At 44.0% G+C, this 21,148-nt stretch carries 20 protein-coding genes; 15 read left to right on the top strand and 5 right to left on the bottom strand.

Annotated features, from left to right (window positions below; genetic code table 11):
* Positions 1-6 precede the first annotated feature (6 nt).
* Entirely contained in the window at positions 7-930 is a 924-nt protein-coding gene (locus tag Q7657_RS08115) for a bifunctional GNAT family N-acetyltransferase/hotdog fold thioesterase (protein ID WP_107167121.1), read from the top strand.
* Here Q7657_RS08115 and Q7657_RS08110 read toward each other — a convergent pair.
* From Q7657_RS08110 to hslR, 4 genes are all read right to left on the bottom strand, one after another.
* Positions 882-2,879 carry an AsmA family protein gene (locus Q7657_RS08110; RefSeq protein ID WP_107167122.1) on the bottom strand — a complete coding sequence of 666 codons (1,998 nt, stop codon included), beginning with the start codon at positions 2,877-2,879 and terminating at the stop codon, positions 882-884. The two genes, Q7657_RS08115 and Q7657_RS08110, sit on opposite strands and share 49 nt — an antisense overlap.
* Positions 2,880-3,052: 173 nt before the next feature.
* Entirely contained in the window at positions 3,053-4,684 is a 1,632-nt protein-coding gene (gene pckA, locus Q7657_RS08105) for a phosphoenolpyruvate carboxykinase (ATP) (RefSeq protein WP_107167123.1), read from the bottom strand.
* 317 nt (positions 4,685-5,001) lie between these two features.
* On the bottom strand, positions 5,002-5,880 hold the full coding sequence (hslO, locus tag Q7657_RS08100) for an Hsp33 family molecular chaperone HslO (protein WP_107167124.1): 879 nt from the start codon (positions 5,878-5,880) through the stop codon (positions 5,002-5,004).
* A gap of 177 nt (positions 5,881-6,057) precedes the next feature.
* Positions 6,058-6,468, bottom strand: coding sequence for a ribosome-associated heat shock protein Hsp15 (gene hslR, locus Q7657_RS08095; RefSeq protein ID WP_053986620.1), 411 nt, complete (start codon positions 6,466-6,468; stop codon positions 6,058-6,060).
* Positions 6,469-6,751: 283 nt separating this feature from the next.
* Between hslR and gspC the strand changes: the two genes are divergently transcribed.
* From gspC to cysQ, 14 genes are all read left to right on the top strand, one after another.
* Positions 6,752-7,648 (top strand): type II secretion system protein GspC, encoded by an 897-nt coding sequence (gene gspC / locus Q7657_RS08090; protein WP_107167125.1) that lies wholly within the window; start codon positions 6,752-6,754, stop codon positions 7,646-7,648.
* 50 nt (positions 7,649-7,698) lie between these two features.
* A complete protein-coding gene (gene gspD / locus Q7657_RS08085) occupies positions 7,699-9,732 on the top strand; it encodes a type II secretion system secretin GspD (RefSeq protein ID WP_107167126.1) in 2,034 nt (677 codons plus the stop codon).
* Positions 9,732-11,234, top strand: coding sequence for a type II secretion system ATPase GspE (gene gspE, locus Q7657_RS08080; protein ID WP_107167127.1), 1,503 nt, complete (start codon positions 9,732-9,734; stop codon positions 11,232-11,234). The genes gspD and gspE overlap by 1 nt, the downstream gene beginning before the upstream one ends.
* Entirely contained in the window at positions 11,234-12,460 is a 1,227-nt protein-coding gene (gspF, locus tag Q7657_RS08075; RefSeq protein WP_107167128.1) for a type II secretion system inner membrane protein GspF, read from the top strand. Before gspE ends, gspF begins: the two co-directional genes overlap by 1 nt.
* A 19-nt stretch (positions 12,461-12,479) precedes the next feature.
* Entirely contained in the window at positions 12,480-12,923 is a 444-nt protein-coding gene (gene gspG / locus Q7657_RS08070; RefSeq protein ID WP_053986616.1) for a type II secretion system major pseudopilin GspG, read from the top strand.
* A gap of 9 nt (positions 12,924-12,932) precedes the next feature.
* Entirely contained in the window at positions 12,933-13,520 is a 588-nt protein-coding gene (gspH, locus tag Q7657_RS08065; protein WP_107167129.1) for a type II secretion system minor pseudopilin GspH, read from the top strand.
* A complete protein-coding gene (gene gspI, locus Q7657_RS08060; protein WP_053986614.1) occupies positions 13,510-13,869 on the top strand; it encodes a type II secretion system minor pseudopilin GspI in 360 nt (119 codons plus the stop codon). Before gspH ends, gspI begins: the two co-directional genes overlap by 11 nt.
* Positions 13,856-14,500 (top strand): type II secretion system minor pseudopilin GspJ, encoded by a 645-nt coding sequence (gspJ, locus tag Q7657_RS08055; protein ID WP_107167130.1) that lies wholly within the window; start codon positions 13,856-13,858, stop codon positions 14,498-14,500. Before gspI ends, gspJ begins: the two co-directional genes overlap by 14 nt.
* Positions 14,497-15,516, top strand: a complete 1,020-nt coding sequence (gspK, locus tag Q7657_RS08050; protein WP_107167131.1) for a type II secretion system minor pseudopilin GspK — start codon at positions 14,497-14,499, stop codon at positions 15,514-15,516. Before gspJ ends, gspK begins: the two co-directional genes overlap by 4 nt.
* Positions 15,485-16,780, top strand: a complete 1,296-nt coding sequence (gene gspL, locus Q7657_RS08045; protein WP_258178291.1) for a type II secretion system protein GspL — start codon at positions 15,485-15,487, stop codon at positions 16,778-16,780. The genes gspK and gspL overlap by 32 nt, the downstream gene beginning before the upstream one ends.
* Positions 16,780-17,262: a type II secretion system protein M gene (locus tag Q7657_RS08040; RefSeq protein ID WP_053986610.1), complete on the top strand. Its 483-nt coding sequence runs from the start codon at positions 16,780-16,782 to the stop codon at positions 17,260-17,262. The genes gspL and Q7657_RS08040 overlap by 1 nt, the downstream gene beginning before the upstream one ends.
* Positions 17,263-17,264: 2 nt before the next feature.
* On the top strand, positions 17,265-18,023 hold the full coding sequence (locus Q7657_RS08035) for a type II secretion system protein N (protein ID WP_107167133.1): 759 nt from the start codon (positions 17,265-17,267) through the stop codon (positions 18,021-18,023).
* Between the two features lie 168 nt (positions 18,024-18,191).
* Positions 18,192-18,749, top strand: coding sequence for an ADP compounds hydrolase NudE (nudE, locus tag Q7657_RS08030; protein ID WP_107167134.1), 558 nt, complete (start codon positions 18,192-18,194; stop codon positions 18,747-18,749).
* A 3-nt stretch (positions 18,750-18,752) separates the two neighbouring features.
* Positions 18,753-19,586 carry a 3'(2'),5'-bisphosphate nucleotidase CysQ gene (gene cysQ / locus Q7657_RS08025; protein WP_053986607.1) on the top strand — a complete coding sequence of 278 codons (834 nt, stop codon included), beginning with the start codon at positions 18,753-18,755 and terminating at the stop codon, positions 19,584-19,586.
* Between the two features lie 63 nt (positions 19,587-19,649).
* On the opposite strand, the gene sthA is transcribed toward cysQ, so the two are convergent.
* Complete coding sequence (gene sthA, locus Q7657_RS08020; RefSeq protein ID WP_107167135.1) at positions 19,650-21,065, bottom strand: Si-specific NAD(P)(+) transhydrogenase; 1,416 nt, start codon at positions 21,063-21,065, stop codon at positions 19,650-19,652.
* Between the last annotated feature and the right edge of the window lie 83 nt (positions 21,066-21,148).

The raw sequence follows: 21,148 nt of genomic DNA, 5'->3' as shown, positions 1-21,148 counted from the left end.
GAATTCATGTTTCGACTCGTGACGCCTCAAACAGATGAGCAACTGGCGAACTATTACCATTTTCGTTGGCGAATGCTACGAGAGCCTTGGCAGATGCCAAAAGGCTCTGAGCGTGATGCGTATGATGATTTGAGTGAGCATCGTATGATCATCAATAACCGTGATCAGGTGGTGGCGATTGGGCGTTTATATTTAACGCCTGACAATGAAGGGCAAGTGCGTTTTATGGCGGTTGATCCTGAGGTGCGCCATCATGGCCTTGGCGGTTTGATTTTAATGGCGCTGGAATCGCTTGCTCGGCAAGATGGTGCGAAGCGTATGGTGTGTAATGCGCGCGAAGATGCTATTCCGTTTTATTTAAAAAATGGTTTTGCCAGTGAGGGTGAGCTAAGTGATGAACGCGGTCCTGTTCGCCATCAGCAAATGCTTAAACATTTAGAGCCGCTTAATGAAGTGGTTCGCCATCCTGATTGGTGTCATGAGCTACAGACTTTGTGGCAACAGCAGATCCCGATCAGCGATAAGATGGGAATTAAAATCAACCAATACACGGGTTATCGGTTTGAAGTGAGTGCGCTATTTAACGCCAATTTAAACCCCAATGAGTTTATGTTCGCCGGGAGTATTTTCACGATGGCAACATTGGCTGGTTGGGGCTTTATTTGGTTATTGCTTAAAGAGCGTGGCTTGGAAGGCAATATCATCTTAGTCGATAGCCATATTCGTTATTCCTCTCCTGTGACTGAACGACCAAAAGCCGTCAGTACAGTGGAGAATTTACGTGGTGATATCGATCGTTTAGCTAAAGGTCGAAAAGGGCGCATCAGTGTCGATGTAAATGTTTATAGTGGCAATAATGTTGCTTCTTGTTTTACCGGTACTTACCTAATATTGCCATTACACGTTGAAAACGAATTCACTTCTCTTTGACCTGCTTGCCAACGACGCTCTAGTTGTTGGCAGTCTTCTTTTAATACCCATTCCATCTGTTGCTGTTTTGGCGTTGCTAAATCCCATTGGCTTGAGAGTGACAAGCTAAAGTGCTCATTACTGGCAAGCCAAGTGGGCACTGTAATTTTTCCTCGGTCTGCCGTGATATGTAGCGGTAACAGAGTTAATGTTTGATGATTATTAGCAAGATCACTGCTGTCTTTTGGCAATACTAAGTCGAGTAAATCGCTTTTTTTACTCCATTCTGAAAACAGCTGGGTTGGCGCAATGTTATCTAGCTGAATATCTCTAAATGTTAGATCAGCTTGTCCTGAAAGACTGTAGTTAAAGCTACGCTGATTATCAGCCAGGCCGTGTGCTTTCATGGTGCCATCTATCGCACCATTTAATGGCAAGGGAAGTCGTAGCCAACGATAAATCACATTAGCTGGTACGCTGTCATTGGTTACTGATAATTGCCAAGGCTTCCCTTTTTCCGCTAATTGAATTTCTCCATCAGCGGTTAGCATGCCATCAGTGAATGGCAAAACAAGCTTACTGACTTTCCAATCACCATTGTGACTACTCATCTCAGCAATGGGATCGGTGAAAATGATCTGATTGATACTGGCAAACCCGAGACTAGCTTGAATATCACCTTGCCATAGTCCCCATTTCTGGTTGTGTTTTAAAACCGTATTTTTCCCTTCGATATTAATTCCCGCTAGCTGGAAAGGCAGTGTGGTATCAGTGGAGGTGAGTTGTAGATTATTAATATCGACATCATCAATGGTGAACGTAGAAAGAGTTGATACCAACGCAAGTGCTTTCTCTTGCCAATGCGGTGGAAGTAGCCCCTTTAAACCAGACAAGGTGAGCGCTTTTAGCTTGATAGCATCAGGTGATAATGCACCATCGACACGCATATAACCCCCAAGCAATTGGGCAGAGATGCCTTGGCTAGTCATTAGCTCAGGGGTGAAGTGTAAATCGATGATTGGTTGCTCAAAAACAATATCTTGCCATTTAGCATTCGTCGCACTTACCGATAGGTGAGCATCATCTTGTTCCCAGTAGCTCTGCGGCCACGACCAATTTTCTAACGATAAATTAATGTTATCAGCAGCCCATGTCCTTTGCTCAATGCTGGTATCAAGCATGTCGGCACGCTTGATCACGATATGCTCAATAGGGGTAGCATCAATGATCCATTGCTCCCACGCTGGCAGTGGTTGTGATTGTTGCAGGTGTAATTGGGTAATAGTGATTTGATCAAGTGTGAGTTGCTGTGAGCGCTCATCATACTGGGCTTGTCCATTGAAGTTTGCGCGCTGCCACTGACCAGAATAACCCGATAAGTGCCACAGTTGCTGATCCTTTTTACCATTTAAAAGTACGTTATTAAGGCTGAGATGGTGCCATGTCATTTCAGGTGCACTTAATTGAAAGACGCCATCAAACTGTTTCCACCAAGGTAAATTAGTGCTGCGATATTGCCAGTTATCAAGCTGTAGCTGAGCATGCTTGATTGTCATGTTGGCGGTGTTGAGGTTGAGATCATTTATCGCTAGGCGATCAATGGATATATCGGATAAATGTTTAAAAGCACTGAGCTGTTGTGTATCCATTTCAATGCCATTGATAACCACATTCGCAAAGATGGTTTGTTTTAAAGCAAAAGAGCGAGATGATAGCGACAATGTGATGAGTTTAGCTGACAGTAATTGAGTTTGATTTTCTGTCAGTGTTGGATTGTGCAATATGACTTCCAATGGACGCTGAATGTCGTATTGAATGTCGGTATCCGTTAATTGGTAATCCGAGAACAAGGCCAATGCATGGTTGATAATAGGCGTGGCATGGCGGGTTTGTAAGAGCGTAATGAGGGCTGCTAAAGATAGACCTGACAAAAGTAATACTGTGACAATGACTTTGGCTATCCAACGCATAATTCATCCTTGAAAACCCATAAACGATATTAAGATAATTATTATCTATTATGAGGTTGGCGCAAATAGTACAGGTTGGCAAGTGGTGTCAGTTTGGTTTTCGTACAACATCATGGTGCAGTGCTAAGTAAGCAGAAAAAAGCCCCTAACAAGTAGGGGCTTGATATTGGATTTTAATCTAATTGCGGTCCTGCTTTTACTAAAGATTCGCCTTCTGCGGTATCGGTGTACTTTTCAAAGTTTGCGATAAAGCGACTGGCTAGATCTGTTGCTTTACTTTCCCATTGCAGTGGGTCGGTATAGGTATCGCGAGGATCTAAAATTTCAGGATCGACCCCAGGTAGCGCTGTTGGTACGGTGAGGTTGAAAATTGGAATTTGTTTGGTTGGCGCAGTATCAATCGAGCCATCTAAAATCGCATCGATAATGCCACGGGTATCTTGAATTGAAATACGTTTACCGGTGCCATTCCAGCCGGTATTAACCAAGTAGGCTTCAGCGCTTGCAGCTTCCATACGTTTGACCAAAACTTCTGCGTACTGAGTTGGATGCAAGGTCAGGAATGCATTACCAAAACAGGCAGAGAAGGTTGGGGTTGGCTCGTTAATACCACGCTCAGTGCCCGCCAATTTTGCGGTAAAGCCGGATAGGAAGTGATATTTGGTTTGTTCTGGGGTAAGTTTCGATACTGGCGGTAGCACGCCAAAAGCGTCTGCCGATAAAAAGATCACTTTATTCGCGTGACCACCTTTTGAAACCGGCTTAACGATATTATCGATATGATAGATCGGGTAAGACACTCGGGTGTTTTCTGTCTTCGAATTATCATTAAAATCGATAGAGCCATCACCGCGTACCGTCACGTTTTCTAATAACGCATCACGGCGAATGGCATTGTAGATATCAGGCTCAGCTTCTTTTGAGAGGTTGATGGTTTTGGCATAACAACCACCTTCGAAGTTGAATACACCGTTATCGTCCCAGCCATGCTCATCATCACCGATCAAGGCGCGTTTAGGATCTGTTGATAGGGTGGTTTTCCCAGTGCCTGATAGACCAAAGAATATTGCAACATCACCTGTTTCACCCATGTTGGCGGAGCAGTGCATAGAGGCGATGTCTTTTAGCGGTAAGAAGTAGTTCATCATCGCGAACATACCTTTTTTCATCTCACCACCGTACCAAGTACCGCCGATCAGCTGCATTTTTTCTGAAAGGTTAAACACGGTGAAGTTTTCGGAGTTCATGCCGTGCTCTTGCCACTTAGGGTTAGTACATTTGGAGCCGTTCATTATCACGAAGTCAGGCTCAAAGGAGGCGAGCTCTGCTTCAGTTGGACGAATAAACATATTTTTGACGAAGTGTGCTTGCCAAGCTACTTCAGTGATCACACGAATACATAAACGTGTATCTGGGTTAGCGCCACAATATCCATCTACCACAAAAAGACGCTTATTAGACAGTTGTGTCGTAACGAGGGCTTTTAGATCATTCCAAGCGCTTTGGCTTAAGGCTTTATTGTCATTTTTGCCTTGATCTGACCACCATAGGGTATCTTTCGTGGTGCCATCTTTCACAATAAATTTATCTTGTGGTGAACGACCAGTGAAGATCCCTGTATCGACAGCAACGGCACCTAATTCGGTGACAATGCCTTTCTCAAACCCTTTTAGTTCTGCTTTCGTTTCTTCTTCAAACAACATTTCGTAAGAAGGATTACGAATTACATCTGTAACATTGAGTATACCGTACTGGGATAGATCCATGTTTGTTGCAACCTTATTATCGACACACATCGTGTTCATTGGCGCTCCTTGGGTAAGATGTTGTTTAACTATTAACCATGCTAGCAACCATAAAGGGCTAAATCAGGGACATTCATCATAAAATAACCATATTTAAATTAAGGTTATTGAAAATGTGATTTTGGTGTTTTTTAGTTAGTTTACAGGGCGGTTAAACGATAAAGCTAGAGGGTAGAATTATTATTTTTGGTGAAAAAAGCAGCGGTTTTTAGTGGTTAACTTTCAGTGGATGGGAATGAAATTGATTTTTAGGTATAAAAAAACCGGCTGTTATGCCGGTTTTGTAATTATGTTTCATGCTTAATATGAAGCTAGAATTAATGTACTTGGCTGTCGTCTGCCTTCGTTGCGTTCTCACGAAGTGCTGCGATATCAATGCTGTCAAAGTCATAATCAGTACCACAGTAATCACAATGAAGTGATACTTTACCGTCTTCAGCTAAGATTTTTTCAATCTCATCTGGGTGTAGGCTGATCACTGCCGAACCACTACGCTCACGAGAGCAACCACACTCAAAAGAGACTTCTTGAGGTTCGAACACCTTTACCTCTTCTTGGTGGTATAAGCGGTACAATACATCTTGTGCAGCTAGACCAAATAGTTCTTCGTTTTTCACTGTTTCTGTGATGGTTTCTAGGTGCTCGAAGTCGCTTTCGCTACCTTGACCGTCAGGCATCACTTGAAGCAACATACCTGCCGCTTTTGGTTGACCTTCAAATTCACCTGTACGTAGCCAGATACGTGTTCTTAGCTGCTCAGAGTTTTTAAAGTATGCTTCTAAACATTCTGCAAGTGTGTCGCCTTCAAGACCAACAACGCCTTGGTAACGCTCGCCTTGAGTAGGGATGATAGTGATCACCATGTAGCCTTTACCCATTAGATCATGGATAGAGCCACCTTCTTTAATATCGCCTTCCCAACGTGCAACACCACGTAGCTTCTGGTTTTGATCGCCATTGATAACCGCAAGGCTAACTGGCCCATCACCTTGCACTTGCACGGTAATAGAGCCTTCGAACTTCAGTGTTGCTGTAAGTAGGCTAGTTGCAACAAGTAGTTCACCCAGCAGTGTTTTTACTGGTGCAGGGTATTCAGTGCTTGAGATGATTTGTTGGTAAGTATCACCAAGCTGTACTAATTCACCACGTACTGACACGCCATCAAATAGGTAACGGTTTAAATAATCTTTAGTCATTTTCTCTTTATCTCCAGCTGTGGTGCCAACCTTGCATCATGTTCGGTATTGCATCTAAATGCGTTATAACCAGTATTTAAATGAACAGGATAAATACTCATGGTGTCCAGCATTTGGCTTACTTGATATAAAGCACTTTGCTACTACCAACGAGAATTGATAAAGGCTGGCAACCTTTTATTCTGATGTGTTGATGTTTTTGAATCTCATGATGTCACGACGTTGTTTTTTATCTGGTCGTTTGATCGGACTCGGATTATCAAAAGCATTGAGTTTGCGCATTTGAGCATGGCGTTCCCGTAATTCAATACTTTGTGCTGTTTCTTGATACAGCAATTGTGCTTCCGGTGCACCACGGCGGGTATCAGAGATCTTTTCTATGATAACGGTTTTCTCATCGTTACCTTGGCGCAGTTTTATTTCTGCGCCGACTTCAACCATTTTACTTGGCTTAGAGCGTTGGCCGTTATATTGCACTTTACCACCGTCAATCATTGCACGAGCGACGGAGCGAGTTTTATAAAATCGGGCAGCCCATAGCCATTTATCAAGGCGAACCTGTTTAGGTTCTGATGTTGCTTGACCCATAACGGTTCCTTTATTTAAAGGGGCGATAAAATATCACATTGTCTTAATAGCGTCAGCTATCACTTATTTCTAATAAATGGTGATATTAATCGGGGTTTTCAATCATCCATCAGGAATTTATTACAAATAATCGTTAGTCTTTTAAGGGATTTTCTTTTTTTTACAAAGAATGAATAGCATTCAAGATGTTAAAAAGAGATCATATAAAACTGACTAACTATAACCCCTGTTTATATTGGGGGGATTTATACGATACCCGATATTCGTTAAATGGATTTCCACTATGCAAGTACCTACATGGTTGCCTTCGATGACCGCAAAGCGTCCGATTTCTCAGCGCGCACTTACTCGACTACTAACGTGGCTTCTAGTGGTGATTTTAGCGTGGATTTCTGGTCGTATTATGTGGATGTTACTCGCACCGCCAGCCACGGTTGCCCCATGGCAAGCTAAGTCAGTGAATGTTAGCGCGACTGAGTCAGGGGTAAATGTTGGCAATTTATTGTCGATGAATCTATTCGGCAAATATAGTGAACAGCCAAAGCCGGTAGAAACCACTGTCAAGAAAGATGCGCCACAGACACGATTGAGCCTGAAATTGGTAGGTGTCCTTGCTAGTACGAATCCAAAGGCTGCGTTTGCAGTGATCACCAATAATGGCAAACAAAATACGTATGCTGTGAATGAAGTGATTGATGGTACGCGTGTCACATTAAAAGCAGTTTATAACGATCGAGTTATCATTAGTAACAGCGGTCGTGATGAAACTGTCATGTTAGAAGGTTTAAAATTCTCAAAACCAACAGAGAGCGCAAGTCATACAGCGAAAACATCTGTTCGTGCAGAATCAACGGCGACGACGGGTGATGCTGAAAAGCTTGCTGAAATTAAGAAAAAGATCTTAGCCCAACCACAAACACTCTTTAGCTATATTCGTCTTTCTCAAGTGAAAAAAGGGGATGACGTTGAGGGTTACCGAGTGAATCCAGGTAAAGATAGAGTTTTATTTGATGCAGTGGGTCTAAAGCCGAATGATTTAGCTGTTGGTATTAATGGTAATAGCCTGACTGATCCAAGCGTAATGGCAAAACTATGGGCTGAACTATCATCAGCAACAGATTTTACTTTGACGGTTGAACGTGATGGTCAAGTACATGATATCCATATAGAGCTGCAATAAAAGACAGTGCCTAGCTTGAAATAAATATGCGATAAACGCAGGAGTTTTTTGTGAAAAAATTAATGGGGAAAAGCGCCCTGTGGTTAGCTGCAAGTAGCTTACTTTGTAGCTCGGCAATGGCTGATGAGCTAAGTGCCAATTTTAAAGGGACAGACATTCAAGAGTTCATCAATATTGTTGGACGTTCGCTTCATAAGACCATCATCATCGATCCTGCGGTTCGTGGTCAGGTAAACGTACGTAGTTACGACCTATTAAATGATGAGCAATACTACCGCTTCTTCCTTAACGTACTAGAAGTGTATGGTTTTGCTGTGGTCGAGATGGAAGATGGCGTGTTGAAAGTTATTCGTGATAAAGATGCGAAAACCTCAGCGATCCCTGTGGTTGGTGCTAACGACAGTAATGTTCCAGGCGATGCCGTAGTAACTCGTGTTATTGCCGTCAAGAATGTTTCTGTTCGTGAACTTTCCCCATTACTTCGCCAGCTAAATGATAATGCAGGTGCGGGTAACGTTGTGCACTACGATCCTGCCAATATCATCATGATCACAGGCCGTGCTGCGGTAGTTAATCGTCTTGCCGATATCATTGAACGTGTTGACCGTGCTGGTAACAAAGACATTACGGTTGTTTCTCTTAACAACGCATCTGCGGCTGAAATGGTACGTATTGTTGAAGCGCTAAATAAAAGTGCTGACGCCAAATCAACACCAGAGTTTTTGATCCCGAAAGTGGTGGCTGATGAGCGTACTAACTCAGTGCTGATTTCAGGTGATCCTAAAGTGCGTGAGCGTCTTAAAGCACTTATTCATAAGTTAGATAGAGAAATGGCAGCCAGCGGTAATAGCCGTGTTATCTATCTGAAATACGCAAAAGCAGAAGACATGGTCGATGTCCTTAAAGGGGTATCAGAAAATATCCAAGCGGCAAATAAGAGTAATACACCTCAAGCAGCTAAGAGTGGTTCGAGCAAAGATGAAGTGATGATTTCCGCGCATCCTGAGACAAATGCACTGATCATTTCTGCACCAAGTGATGTAATGAAACGTCTAGAGTCGATTATCTCTCAACTAGATATTCGCCGAGCACAGGTTCATATCGAAGCCATGATTGTAGAAGTACAAGAAGGTGCGGGTGTGGATTTTGGTGTGCAGTGGGGCTCACAAGATGGCGGTGTTATCCAGTTTGGTAACAGTGGTGCACCAATTGGTGGTTTGTTATCTGCGCAAGAGCAAGCGAAAGATAAAGTCACCACCCAAGAGCGTACCGATCCAAATACTGGTGAGCAATTACCGCCTATCGTGACTACAGAAAGTGGTGATTTAGCACCAATGGCAGCCTTCCTTGGTGGCGTGAAAGGTGCTGCTGCGGCTATCGCATTAGGTGATTGGACTGCATTAGTAACAGCGGTGCAAGCAAACCGAAACGTAAATGTACTTTCAACACCGAATATCACTGTGCTTGATAACCAAGAAGCTAACCTTTCGGTGGGTCAGGAAGTACCGGTTACGACAGGCTCACAAACAGGTTCAAACAACGATAATCCGTTTACCACGGTTGAGCGTAAAGATGTCGGTATTCAGCTGAAAGTGACGCCGCAAATTAACGAGGGTGACTCGGTTCAAATGAAGATTGAACAAGTCGTGTCACAAGTTGCTGATGCTAACGGTGCGGTTGATATTCGTTTTGATAAGCGTGAATTAAGCACATCAGTATTGGTAAAAGACGGCAATATGATTGCACTCGGTGGCTTGATGCAAGAGAAGACTCTTGAGTCAGAGCAGAAAGTGCCAATTTTAGGTGATATTCCCGTATTAGGTGCACTGTTCCGTTCAACTAACGATCAAACAGAAAAAACCAATCTAATGGTATTTATTCGTCCAACGATTTTACGTGACGGTATGAGTGCTGATGGTTTAACTCAGCGTAAGTACAACTACATTCGTGCTCAGCAATTATACCAAGCAGATAAAGGCATGCGTTTAATGGATGCTGATATGCCTGTATTGCCTAAGTACGGTGATGATATGGATCTGCCAGCAGAAGTGCGTGCCTTTGTTTCTCAGTTGGAGAAACACTAATGGCTGATGGGTTTTTAGAAACAGAATCAACGGTAACGTTCCGATTACCTTTCTCTTTTGCTAAACGCCACCATGTGGTGGTGGAAGCTGCCGAGCAAGGTTGGCAACTCTATTTCAGTGGACAACTTTCTGCTGCGGTACTTGCTGAAGTCCGTCGTGTGCTTGGTTGCTGTTTTACGCCCATTGAATTAAGTGAAAGTGAGTTTGAGCAGAAGTTAACAGAAGCCTACCAACGTGATTCATCGGAAGCGCGACAGTTAATGCAAGATTTAGGCTCTGACAGTGATGACTTCTTCTCTCTTGCTGAAGAGTTGCCTGAAACAGAAGATTTATTGGAATCGGAAGACGATGCGCCCATCATTAAATTGATCAATGCCATGTTGGCTGAAGCAATTAAAGAAGGTGCATCTGATATCCATATCGAGACCTTTGAAAAAGTGCTGTCGATCCGTTTTCGTATCGACGGCATGTTACGTGAAGTACTACAACCGAGCCGTAAACTAGCGCCGTTGTTAGTATCGCGTATTAAGGTAATGGCAAAGCTTGATATTGCAGAGAAACGTATTCCACAGGATGGTCGTATTTCATTGCGTATCGGTGGTCGTGCCGTGGATGTGCGTGTATCGACCATGCCATCTTCTCACGGCGAACGTGTGGTATTACGTCTGCTTGATAAAAACGCCACTCGTCTTGATCTGCATAGCCTGGGTATGACACCCAATAACCATGCGTCGTTTAGAAAAATCATCGAACGTCCACACGGTATTATCTTGGTCACAGGCCCGACAGGTTCTGGTAAATCCACCACGCTATATGCAGGCTTGCAAGAGCTTAACAGTGCAGAGCGCAATATCTTAACGGTTGAAGATCCAATTGAATTTGATATCGATGGTATTGGACAGACCCAAGTGAACAGCAAAGTGGATATGACGTTTGCTCGTGGCCTGCGTGCCATCCTTCGTCAAGATCCCGATGTGGTGATGATTGGTGAGATCCGTGATTTGGAAACCGCTGCGATTGCCGTTCAAGCGTCATTAACCGGTCACATGGTGTTATCAACCCTTCACACCAATACTGCGGTAGGTGCCATCACCCGTTTACGTGATATGGGAATTGAACCCTTCTTGGTGTCATCATCATTGCTTGGGGTATTAGCGCAGCGTCTTGTTCGTACCTTATGTTCTGATTGTCGTCAGCCTTATGAAGCCGATACCCAGCAGAAGAAACTGTTTAATCTCACGGAAGCCGATCAATTAACGCTGTATAAGCCGGGGGGTTGTGAGCACTGTAACCACAAAGGTTACCGTGGTCGTACTGGTATTCATGAGCTGTTGCTGGTGGATGAGCAAGTTCAAGAGTTGATCCATGGTGAGGCAGGCGAGCAAGCAATTGAAAAGTATGTTCGTCAAAATACGCCAAGTATTCGTGATGATGGCTTGAGTAAAGTGCGCCAAGGGATCACCACACTTGAAGAAGTGATGCGTGTAACTAAGGAGGGCTAATGGCGGCATTTGAATATAAAGCGTTAGATGCCAAAGGCCGACAGAAAAAAGGCGTTATTGAGGGCGATACCGCGCGTCAAGTGCGTCAGCAATTACGTGAAAAAGGCATGGTACCGATTGAGGTCAATCAAACCTCAGGTCAGAGCCGCAACAAAAATACGGCGAGTAAGAAATTCACCTTAAAACGTGGCATTAGTACCAATGAATTGGCGCTGATCACTCGACAGTTAGCCACATTGGTACAAGCGTCGATGCCATTAGAAGAGTGTTTAAAAGCGGTGGCAGAGCAAAATGAAAAGCCTCGCTTGAAGAATATCTTATTGGCTGTACGTTCACGGGTTGTTGAAGGTTACACCCTTGCTGATAGCATGGCAGAGTTTCCTCATATCTTCGATCAGCTGTTTCGTGCCATGGTGGCGGCAGGTGAAAAATCGGGTCACTTAGACACAATTTTAAACCGTTTAGCCGATTACACGGAAAACCGTCAGCAAATGCGCAGCAAGCTACAACAAGCGATGATTTACCCAATCATGCTGACATTAGTTGCGGTTTCTGTGGTGGCGTTTTTGCTGGCAACCGTAGTACCTAAAATCGTTGATCAGTTTGTACAAATGGGACAACAGCTACCGACCATTACTGAGGTGTTGTTAGCAGCGAGTAACTTTGTTCAAGAGTGGGGATTGATTGTGGTGTTGGTGATCGTTGCCATTATAACGTTGATCAAAACTGCTTTGAAGAAACCTAATTACCGAATGAAGTGGGATCGCGGCATTTTACGTTTGCCTGTGATTGGTAAAGTGGCGCGTGGTTTAAATACCTCACGTTTTGCACGAACCCTTTCGATTTGTACCTCGAGTGCCATTCCATTATTGGATGGAATGAAAGTGGCATCCGATGTCATGACGAACACATATGTAAATAAAAAGATTTTAGCGGCAGCAGATAACGTACGTGAAGGAGGAAGCCTTCGCGTATCGCTAGAGCAAACCAAATTGTTCCCCCCGATGATGCTACACATGATCGCCAGCGGTGAGCGAAGTGGTGAGTTAGAGCAAATGCTAACCCGCGCGGCAGATAACCAAGATCGCGATTTTGAATCGCTCGTTAATATGGCGCTTGGTGTATTTGAGCCATTATTGATTGTCGCAATGGCTGGGGTGGTAATGTTTATTGTTATCGCAACCCTGATGCCAATTATTGAACTGAACAACATGGTTGGGATGTAGTTTTACCTAGGAGGTTTTAATGCAACAAAAGCAACGTGGTTTTACCCTATTAGAAGTAATGGTGGTAATTGTTATCTTGGGCGTATTAGCAAGTTTAGTGGTACCCAATCTGTTAGGTAACAAAGAAAAAGCTGACCAACAAAAAGTGGTTACGGATATCAGTGCGCTGGAACAGTCTTTAGAAATGTACAAGTTAGATAACAGCGTCTACCCAACCACAGATCAAGGTTTAGAAGCATTGGTAACTAAGCCATCGTCTTCTCCTGAGCCTCGTAACTACCGTGACGGTGGCTACATTAAGCGTCTACCTAAAGATCCATGGGGTTATGAGTACCAATACGTAATGCCAGGTGAACACGGCCCAATTGATATTTTCAGCCTTGGTGCTGATGGTCAAGAAGGTGGTGACGGTGTGAATACAGACATCGGTAACTGGAACATGTTGGATTACAAGAATAAGTAGCAAGTAGAAATGATGAAGCGTAGTGCAGGTTTTACTCTCATTGAGATCATGTTGGTGTTGGTGTTGCTCGCAACCAGTGCGGTTGCGGTGATCTCGACATTGCCAGATAACAAACGTGATGAAGTGAAAGAGCAAGCAGTACGCTTTCATCATCTCGCACAATTGTTGGGCGAGGATGCAATGCTTAATGGTGTGGACTACGGCATTCGTGTTGAGCCACACCAATATAACTTTGTTCAATTAACCCAAGATGGCTGGCAACCACTGGAAGGAGCAAAGTTCTATACCGATGTGAAATTAGATAAAGCCATTACCGCTAACGTTGAAATCGGTGGTGCATGGAAAGACAAAGACCGCCTTTTTAAATCAGATTCCTTATTTAAAAATGAGGACTTATTTACAAAGTCAGACGAAGAAAAGAAAAAGATAAAACCGCAAATCGTGGTGATGGCGAGTGGTGAATACACCCCCTTCACCTTAAGTTTTGAGGTTGACGGTGAAAATCAGTTTTGGCGAGTCAGTGCTGATGAGGTGGGTAACTTGGTGTTACTGAAGCCAGGTGAAACATTAGAGCAGGCAACACAACGTGAAAAGTAAGCAAGGTTTTACCTTATTAGAAGTGTTAGTGGCATTAGCCATTTTTGCGGTTGCAGCCCTCAGTATTATGAAAGCAGTCAGTCAGCACATTAACACCTTAGGTTATTTAGAAGAGAAAACCTTTGCCGCAATGGTAGCGGATAACGAATTAGCGCAATTACATTTGAGTGGTCAGTACCCAAGTTCAAGTAAGACTGGTAAGTCGATGATGGCAGGGCGTGAGTGGTATTGGACTGTAAAAAGCGTGAAAACTCAGCAAGCATTATTGAAACAAATCGAGATCTCAGTGGCGAGTGATCCACAACGTGAACATTCAGTCATAACGGTAAAAACCTATGTCGCAAATTAATCATCGTTCTCAACAAGGGTTTACCTTACTTGAAGTGCTGGTGGCGATTGCGGTGTTTGCCATGTTGAGTCTCTCTGCGTATCAAGTGATGAATAACGTGATGCGCAGTGATGCCCAATCACAAGATCACAATCAACGACTGAAAGATATTCAACGCGCTACCATTATGATGGATAACGATTTTCGTCAAATCGTTGCTCGAAAAAGTCGTTTAGATGGTGAGCCGCCAAGTAATAAGCTACTTCAAGCTAGTGAATACTTACTTGATTCCAGCAGTGAAGGGATCATGTTTATTCGTTCTGGTTGGCAGAACCCACAGGCGATGTTTCCACGTGGCGACATTACCCGTGTTGGCTATCGTATCGAAGACGATAAGTTAGAGCGAGTATGGTTCCGCTACCCCGATACAGTGGTTGGTGAAAAACCATTAGTGAGAGTGCTGTTAACTGGCGTAACTGAACTTAAATTTGAGTTTTATTACGATAAGAAATGGCATGAGAAGTGGAATAAAGAAAGTACCTTGCCTGAAGGCATTAAAGTCATCATGACGTTAAAAGATTTGGGTGACATTGAGCGAATTTACCTTGTTCCAAGCTCGGCATTACCGAAAGAGTCGGAGCAAGAGCAATGATGAAGAAACAACGTGGTGTTGCACTGATTGTGGTGCTGTTGCTAGTAGCAATGATGAGCTTGATTGCGGTGCAAATGACAGGTCGCCTGCAGCATAACTTTCATCGTGTTGAAAACCAGATTCAACATCAGCAAGCCTACTGGTATAGCTTAGGGGTAGAGGCACTTGCTGCTAAAGGGTTAGCGCTGACTTTCAAAGACAGCAAGATCATTGATTTAACCCAGCCATGGGCGATTGAAGATAAAACCTATCCGTTAGATGGCGCTGTTGTCACAGGTAGCATGACGGACAAGCAAGCGTGTTTTAACATCAATGCATTAGGTGCGGTAAAGCCGGTCGCTGATGGTAGTCAGAAACCGTTTTTGGTGACGTACTTTCAAAACGTGATGATCGACAGTGGTGTTGATGATTATCAGGCGGAAGAAATTGCAGATTCAAGTTGGGAGTTTATTGACGAAAACTCAACGGTGCAATCAAGTTATGGTGGTGAAGATAGCACCTATGAAGGTTTTCAACCGGCTTACTTACCGCCTAACGGTTGGCTAGCTGATCGCAGTGAGTTACGTGCGATTAATGGCGTTAGTGCTGATATTTATAATCAAATAAAAGGCTTAGTCTGTGCTCTGCCAACCAAGGAATTTAAGCTTAACGTTAATACTATTACAGAGAAGCAAGCGGTATTGCTCTCAGCCTTATTTTCGCCAGAGCTGTCATTAGATCAGGCGCAGAAAATTATTAAAGATCGTGATGCGCGCAGTAAAGGCTGGGATAGCGTCGAAGACTTTATGAAGGTGCTACCGCAAGTCGATTCAAAAGAATCGGCCGATCAAAAGAAAAAAGAACAATATTTAACAGTAAGCAGTAACTATTTTTCATTAGATGCTGAGATACAAATAGATCGTGCCCGACTTCGTGCGGTGACGCTATTTAAACGAGATGATAATAACAAGGTGACGGTAGTGCGTCGCCATTATGGAGGAATCCGTGAGCGAATTTCTGACGATAAGGCTCAGTAGTCGGCCTGAGATGCCGGCACAATGGCTGGTCTGGTCGCCACAACAGAATGAGGTGATAGCATCTGGCCAATTGGCTGATATCACTCAATTAGATCAGTTAGTGGAATATGCGGGTTCTCGTCCAGTTTATGGTTTAGTCCCAACCAGTGAAATGCTATTAACCCAAGTCACTATTCCTGCAGGCAGTAGCCGCCAATTGACCGCCGTTTTACCTTATCTCTTAGAAGAAGAATTGGCGCAGGATGTGGACAACTTGCATGTGCAGCTGTTACGCCGTGAAGAAGACGTAGCAACGGTTGCCATTATTGAACATGAAAAGATGGAGCAATGGCTGGCTGCGTTTAAAGAGCGTGGCTTTGAGCTGAAAAAATTATTGCCTGATTGTTTATGTTTACCGTTATTCGATGATGGCTATAGTGCTGCTGAAATCGAAGGGCAATGGTTGATCCGTCAATCGGAAGTTATGGGTATTTGTGCAGAGACAAGCTGGTTAGATGCGTGGATCAGCGCACAAAAAGCGCCAACAGTATTGGCAACTGCAGAAGAAGACGATGAAGAATCCGAAGAAACTGAGTCCGAAGCGATTGAATCTGCCTCTTCAGAGTTAACTGCGCCACCAAGCCAAGTGGTTGTGTACCACTATACACCAGCACCAGAGGGGATCAGTGGGCGTTGGCAAGCGCAAACTCCTGAGCTTGTGATGCAATTATTAGCGCAAGGTGCGGCAGAGAGTAAAGTTAACTTACTTTCAGGGCCTTACAAACCACAAGCGGCTTGGCGTAAACATTTAAGACCGTGGCGTAAAGTGGCGATTGCAGCGAGCTTAGTCTTAGCTGCAATGGTAGGCCAACATGTAATGGAGTTGCAGCAATTAGAGCAACAAGCGAAAGCGTACCGCACTGAGAGTGAACGTATCTTCCGCCAAGTGTTGCCGCAGTTTAAGCGTATTCCATCGCAGAGCTACCTGAAAAACCAGATGAATGCAGCACTGAAAAGTTTAGGTGGTAAAGGTTCAGACAGTGGCATTTTAATGTGGTTAGGTGAGCTTAAGCCTGCGTTCTCACAAGTACCAAGCGTGAAGGTTGTAAACCTTAAATATGATCAAAATCGTGGAGAATTGCGCTTACAGGCAACTGCACCTGACTTCCAAGATTTTGAGAAATTACGCAGCGTGTTAACGAAAGAGTTTAACGTCGAGCAAGGTCAGCTAAGTAAAGAAGGTGGCTTAGTGAGCGGTGCCGTCGTGCTAAGGAGAAAAGCATAATGGCAGAGATCAAGTCATGGTGGAAAGCCCTGAGTCAGCGTGAGCAATACCTGATGCTTGGTGCTGGTGGAGCATTATTGCTCGCAATCTTGTATTGGGGTTTCTGGCAGCCATTAAATCAACGTACTGAGATGGCGCAAAGTCGTATCCAAAGTGAGCGTCAGCTTTTGTCGTGGGTAGAAGATAAAGCCAATAAAATTAATGCTTATAAGCGTGCTGGCGGTACGGTTAATGTCAGCGATAAAGGGCTTAACCAGGTGGTGAATGAAACCACTGAGCGCTTTAAAATTGAAGTGATCCGTATGCAACCGCGTAATGATGCAATTCAAGTGTGGGTAAAACCTGTCCCTTTTAATGCACTATTGAATTGGTTGTCTTACCTGCAAGATAACTTTGGCATTGAAACCCAATTTATTGATATTTCAAAAACCGATCAAAACGGCATGGTTGAAGTGAATCGCTTACAGTTAGGACGAGGTTAAGAGTGAAATTTAAACTCGCTATTGGCACAACATTTGGTTTGGTATTTATTGCCAGTGCGATTGCACACGTACCTGCAAACTGGGCGTGGCAACAAGCACCAAAAGTGGCAGGATTATCACTAACAGGTATTAAAGGGACGGTGTGGCAAGGCTCGGCTAGTCATTTGGTTTGGCAAAATCAAAACTTAGGTCAAGTGTCATGGGATATGTCTGTAGGTAGCCTGTTTACGGGCAAAGCGGCTTTTAATGTGCGTTTTGGTCAAGGCAGTGATATGCAATTACAGGGCAGTGGTACTGTGGGTTACAGTATGGCTGGGCCTTTTGCGAAAAAGCTATTGGTATCCGTACCAGTAGCAAATGCAATGAAGTATGCTAACGCCGCTGTACCTGTAACACTTACGGGTAACTTAGAGTTAACGGTTCGTGACTATGTTTATGCTGCGCCGTATTGTAAAACGTTAAATGCAACCTTGGCATGGGCAGAAGGTAGTGCGTCGTCCCCGATGGGCAATATCAATCCTGGACCTGTATTTGCAGATCTAAGCTGTCGGGAAGGTGTAATTGCAGCAAAAGCAGCGCAGTCATCTGCAGATGTTAGCAGTGATTGGCAAGCTCACCTTGCTAAGAATAACAGCTATACCTTATCAGGCTGGTTTAAGCCGGGAGCGACGTTCCCTGAGCAATTATCTCAGCAATTAAAATGGTTAGGTGAGCCTGACTCTAAAGGGCAATACAAGATCAATTACTCTGGTCGTCTGTGATCATAACATCGCATTTATGTGCATTCTGTAGTGGTTATTAATCACAAAGTTCATAGTAAGAGGCAGTCTATTTAGGCTGCCTCTTTATTTATGGCGACGTTTAGCTTTTAATGAAGCGTAGAGATAAAACAATATTCTTATTCGCGATAACTGAAATAGGGCTTTAAGATGGCGACAAGTAAAGAGAAACCTCAGATCTTATCTGCTGAGGTTGTAGCGCAATCTCGACTGTTTAAAATCGAATCGTTGGATTTACGGTTTTCAAATGGGGTTGAGCGAACTTACGAAAGAATGAAGCCAAGTGGTCGTCATGCGGTGCTTATTGTTCCCGTCACAGCGCAAGGTGACTTATTGTTGATCCGTGAGTACTCAGCAGGTACTGAGCGTTATGAGCTTGGTTTTCCTAAAGGACTCATTGATCAAGGTGAAACACCGATTGAAGCTGCAAATCGCGAATTGAAAGAAGAGATCGGTTTTGGTGCGAACAAGCTTCAGCCATTAAAAGAAGTGGTCTTAGCACCATCGTATTTCTCTAGCCGCATGACATTATTTTTAGCGCAAGATCTGTATCCAGAAAAACTGGAAGGGGACGAGCCAGAGCCGCTAGACATTGTTCGTTGGCCATTAGCCCAAGCAGAAGAGTTATTAACCCATGTTGATTTTGCCGAAGCTCGTAGCATTACCGCATTGTTTTTAGCGTTAAAGCAATTAGCTCGAGAGGAGTAAGGTATGGCGTATTCTCATTTACTGCCTGATGTGATTGATATAGCTCGTGCATCAGGACAGATTATTTTAGATATCTACCAGCGTGGTCAGTTTGAGAAACAGATCAAAGACGATAATACGCCAGTCACCAGTGCTGATATTGCTGCGCATAAATTAGTGATGAAGCGCTTAACAGAGTTAACGCCAGATATTCCTGTGTTATCGGAAGAAGATGCTGGGGTGCCTTTAGCGGAGCGTAGCCAATGGAAACGTTATTGGTTAGTTGATCCGCTTGATGGTACCCAAGAGTTCATTGCGGGTAGTGGTGACTTTGCGACAATCATTGCCTTGGTAGAAGACAATCGCCCAGTGATGGGGGTGGTGTATGCACCAGTTTCTGGTGTGTCGTACTACGCTTATGCCGATAAAGGGGCGTATAAGATCACCGCAGAAGGTGAGACGGTAAAACTGGCGACCCACCATCATGAAGAAAATACCAAATCTATCGTGGTGGCAATCAGCCGTCGACAAGATATTAGCTCAATTACCTCGCGCTTAGATCCAAGCTATAACTATGAGCTGGTGCCATTAGGCTCTGCGGCTTTAAAATCTTGCTTAGTGGCAGAAGGGGCAGTGGATTGTTATCTACGTTTAGGCCCGACAGGTGAGTGGGATACCGCAGCAACGCAATGCATTGTGGAAGAAGCGGGTGGTCGTATTCTCAATACTCATTTAACCCCGTTGTCTTACAATGAGCGTAATACGTTAGAGAATCCAAACTTTATTACCTTAGGTGATGAAGGTTTGCCGTGGGCTGAGATCTTAGAGCCGGATGATCGCATGATGAATGCCGATTAAAGAAAACCAAAAACGGAGCGACATCGCTCCGTTTTTTATTATCTGCTATTCAACTCGCCGTGATTAAAATAAACGGTTTAAGCCGTTAAGGGCTGCGACACGGTAGGCTTCCGCCATGGTTGGATAGTTAAAGGTGGTATTGACGAAGTAATCAATGGTATTGCCTTCGCCTTTTTGCTCCATGATCGCTTGTCCGATATGAATAATTTCTGCGGCACGTTCACCAAAACAGTGAATACCTAAGATCTCTTTGGTTTCTCGGTGAAATAAAATCTTTAAGCTTCCCACTTCCGTGCCAGCAATTTGCGCACGGGCAAGATGCTTAAATTGGGAACGCCCCACTTCATACGGCACTTTCTCTGCGGTTAATTGCTGCTCGGTTTTACCCACAGAGCTGATTTCAGGAATGGTGTAAATACCTGTTGGGATATGATCAATCAACTGACCTTGTGCTTGTCCTGTACTGATCGCTTGAGCAACAAATCGACCTTGATCATAAGCTGCACTAGCAAGGCTTGGGTAACCAATCACATCACCTACCGCATAAATATGATCGACATCGGTTTGATAACTGCGATTAACTTTGAGCTGTCCACGAGAGTCAGGAATTAGACCAACGTGCTCTAAGCCGAGTTTATCGGTATTACCTGTTCGACCGTTCGCGTAGAGCAAGCAATCGGCACGCATCTTCTTACCGGATTGAAAATGTAAGATCACACCGTCATCTGTGCCTTCAATATGCTCGAAAATCTCATCATTGCGGATCATCGCGCCATTGTTCCATAAGTGATAAGACAGCGAGTCGGAGATTTCATTATCAAGAAACTCAAGCAGGCGTTGACGGGTGTTAATTAAATCAACTTTGACTCCCAATCCTCGGAAGATAGAGGCATATTCACAGCCAATCACCCCTGCACCATAGATAATAATATGACGAGGATCGTGCTCTAAACGTAAGATGGAGTCGCTATCGTAGATACGTGAATGATCGAAATCAACGCCTTCAGGATGGTATGGACGAGATCCTGTGGCGATAATGAATTTATCAGCACTGTAATGCTCTAGACTGCCGTCAGTCGTAGTTACAGCGACTTCATGGCTAGCAATAAAGCGGGCTTCGCCATGAATGATCTGACACTGGTTGCGATCATAAAATCCCTGACGCATACGTGTTTGCTTATTCACTACCACTTCAGCATGGCCTAGAATTTGGCTAAAAGTACTATGCAGTGTGGAGTTATTTTTGCAGTACAGTGGGTTTTGGTTAAATTCAATAATACGACTGACCGCATGACGCAGTGCTTTTGATGGGATGGTGCCCCAGTGGGTACAGCCGCCACCGACACTGTCTTCGCGTTCAATGATAGCGACGTTGAAACCTGCCTTGGTCAATCCCATTGCCGCCCCTTCACCACCTGGGCCACTACCAATAATAATCACATCGAAATGACCGTTATTACTGTACTGCGTATCCGTCATCGTATTATTCCTATTTGGTTGGTAACATTTTTGCATCGTAAGTGTAACGATTTGTAATCAATAGGAGAATCAATAGATAGTCA

The organism is Candidatus Photobacterium acropomis (genome assembly GCF_030685555.1).
In the GTDB taxonomy this organism is placed as follows: Bacteria; Pseudomonadota; Gammaproteobacteria; order Enterobacterales; family Vibrionaceae; genus Photobacterium; species Photobacterium lucens.
This window is presented reverse-complemented; position numbering and strand designations above follow the sequence as displayed.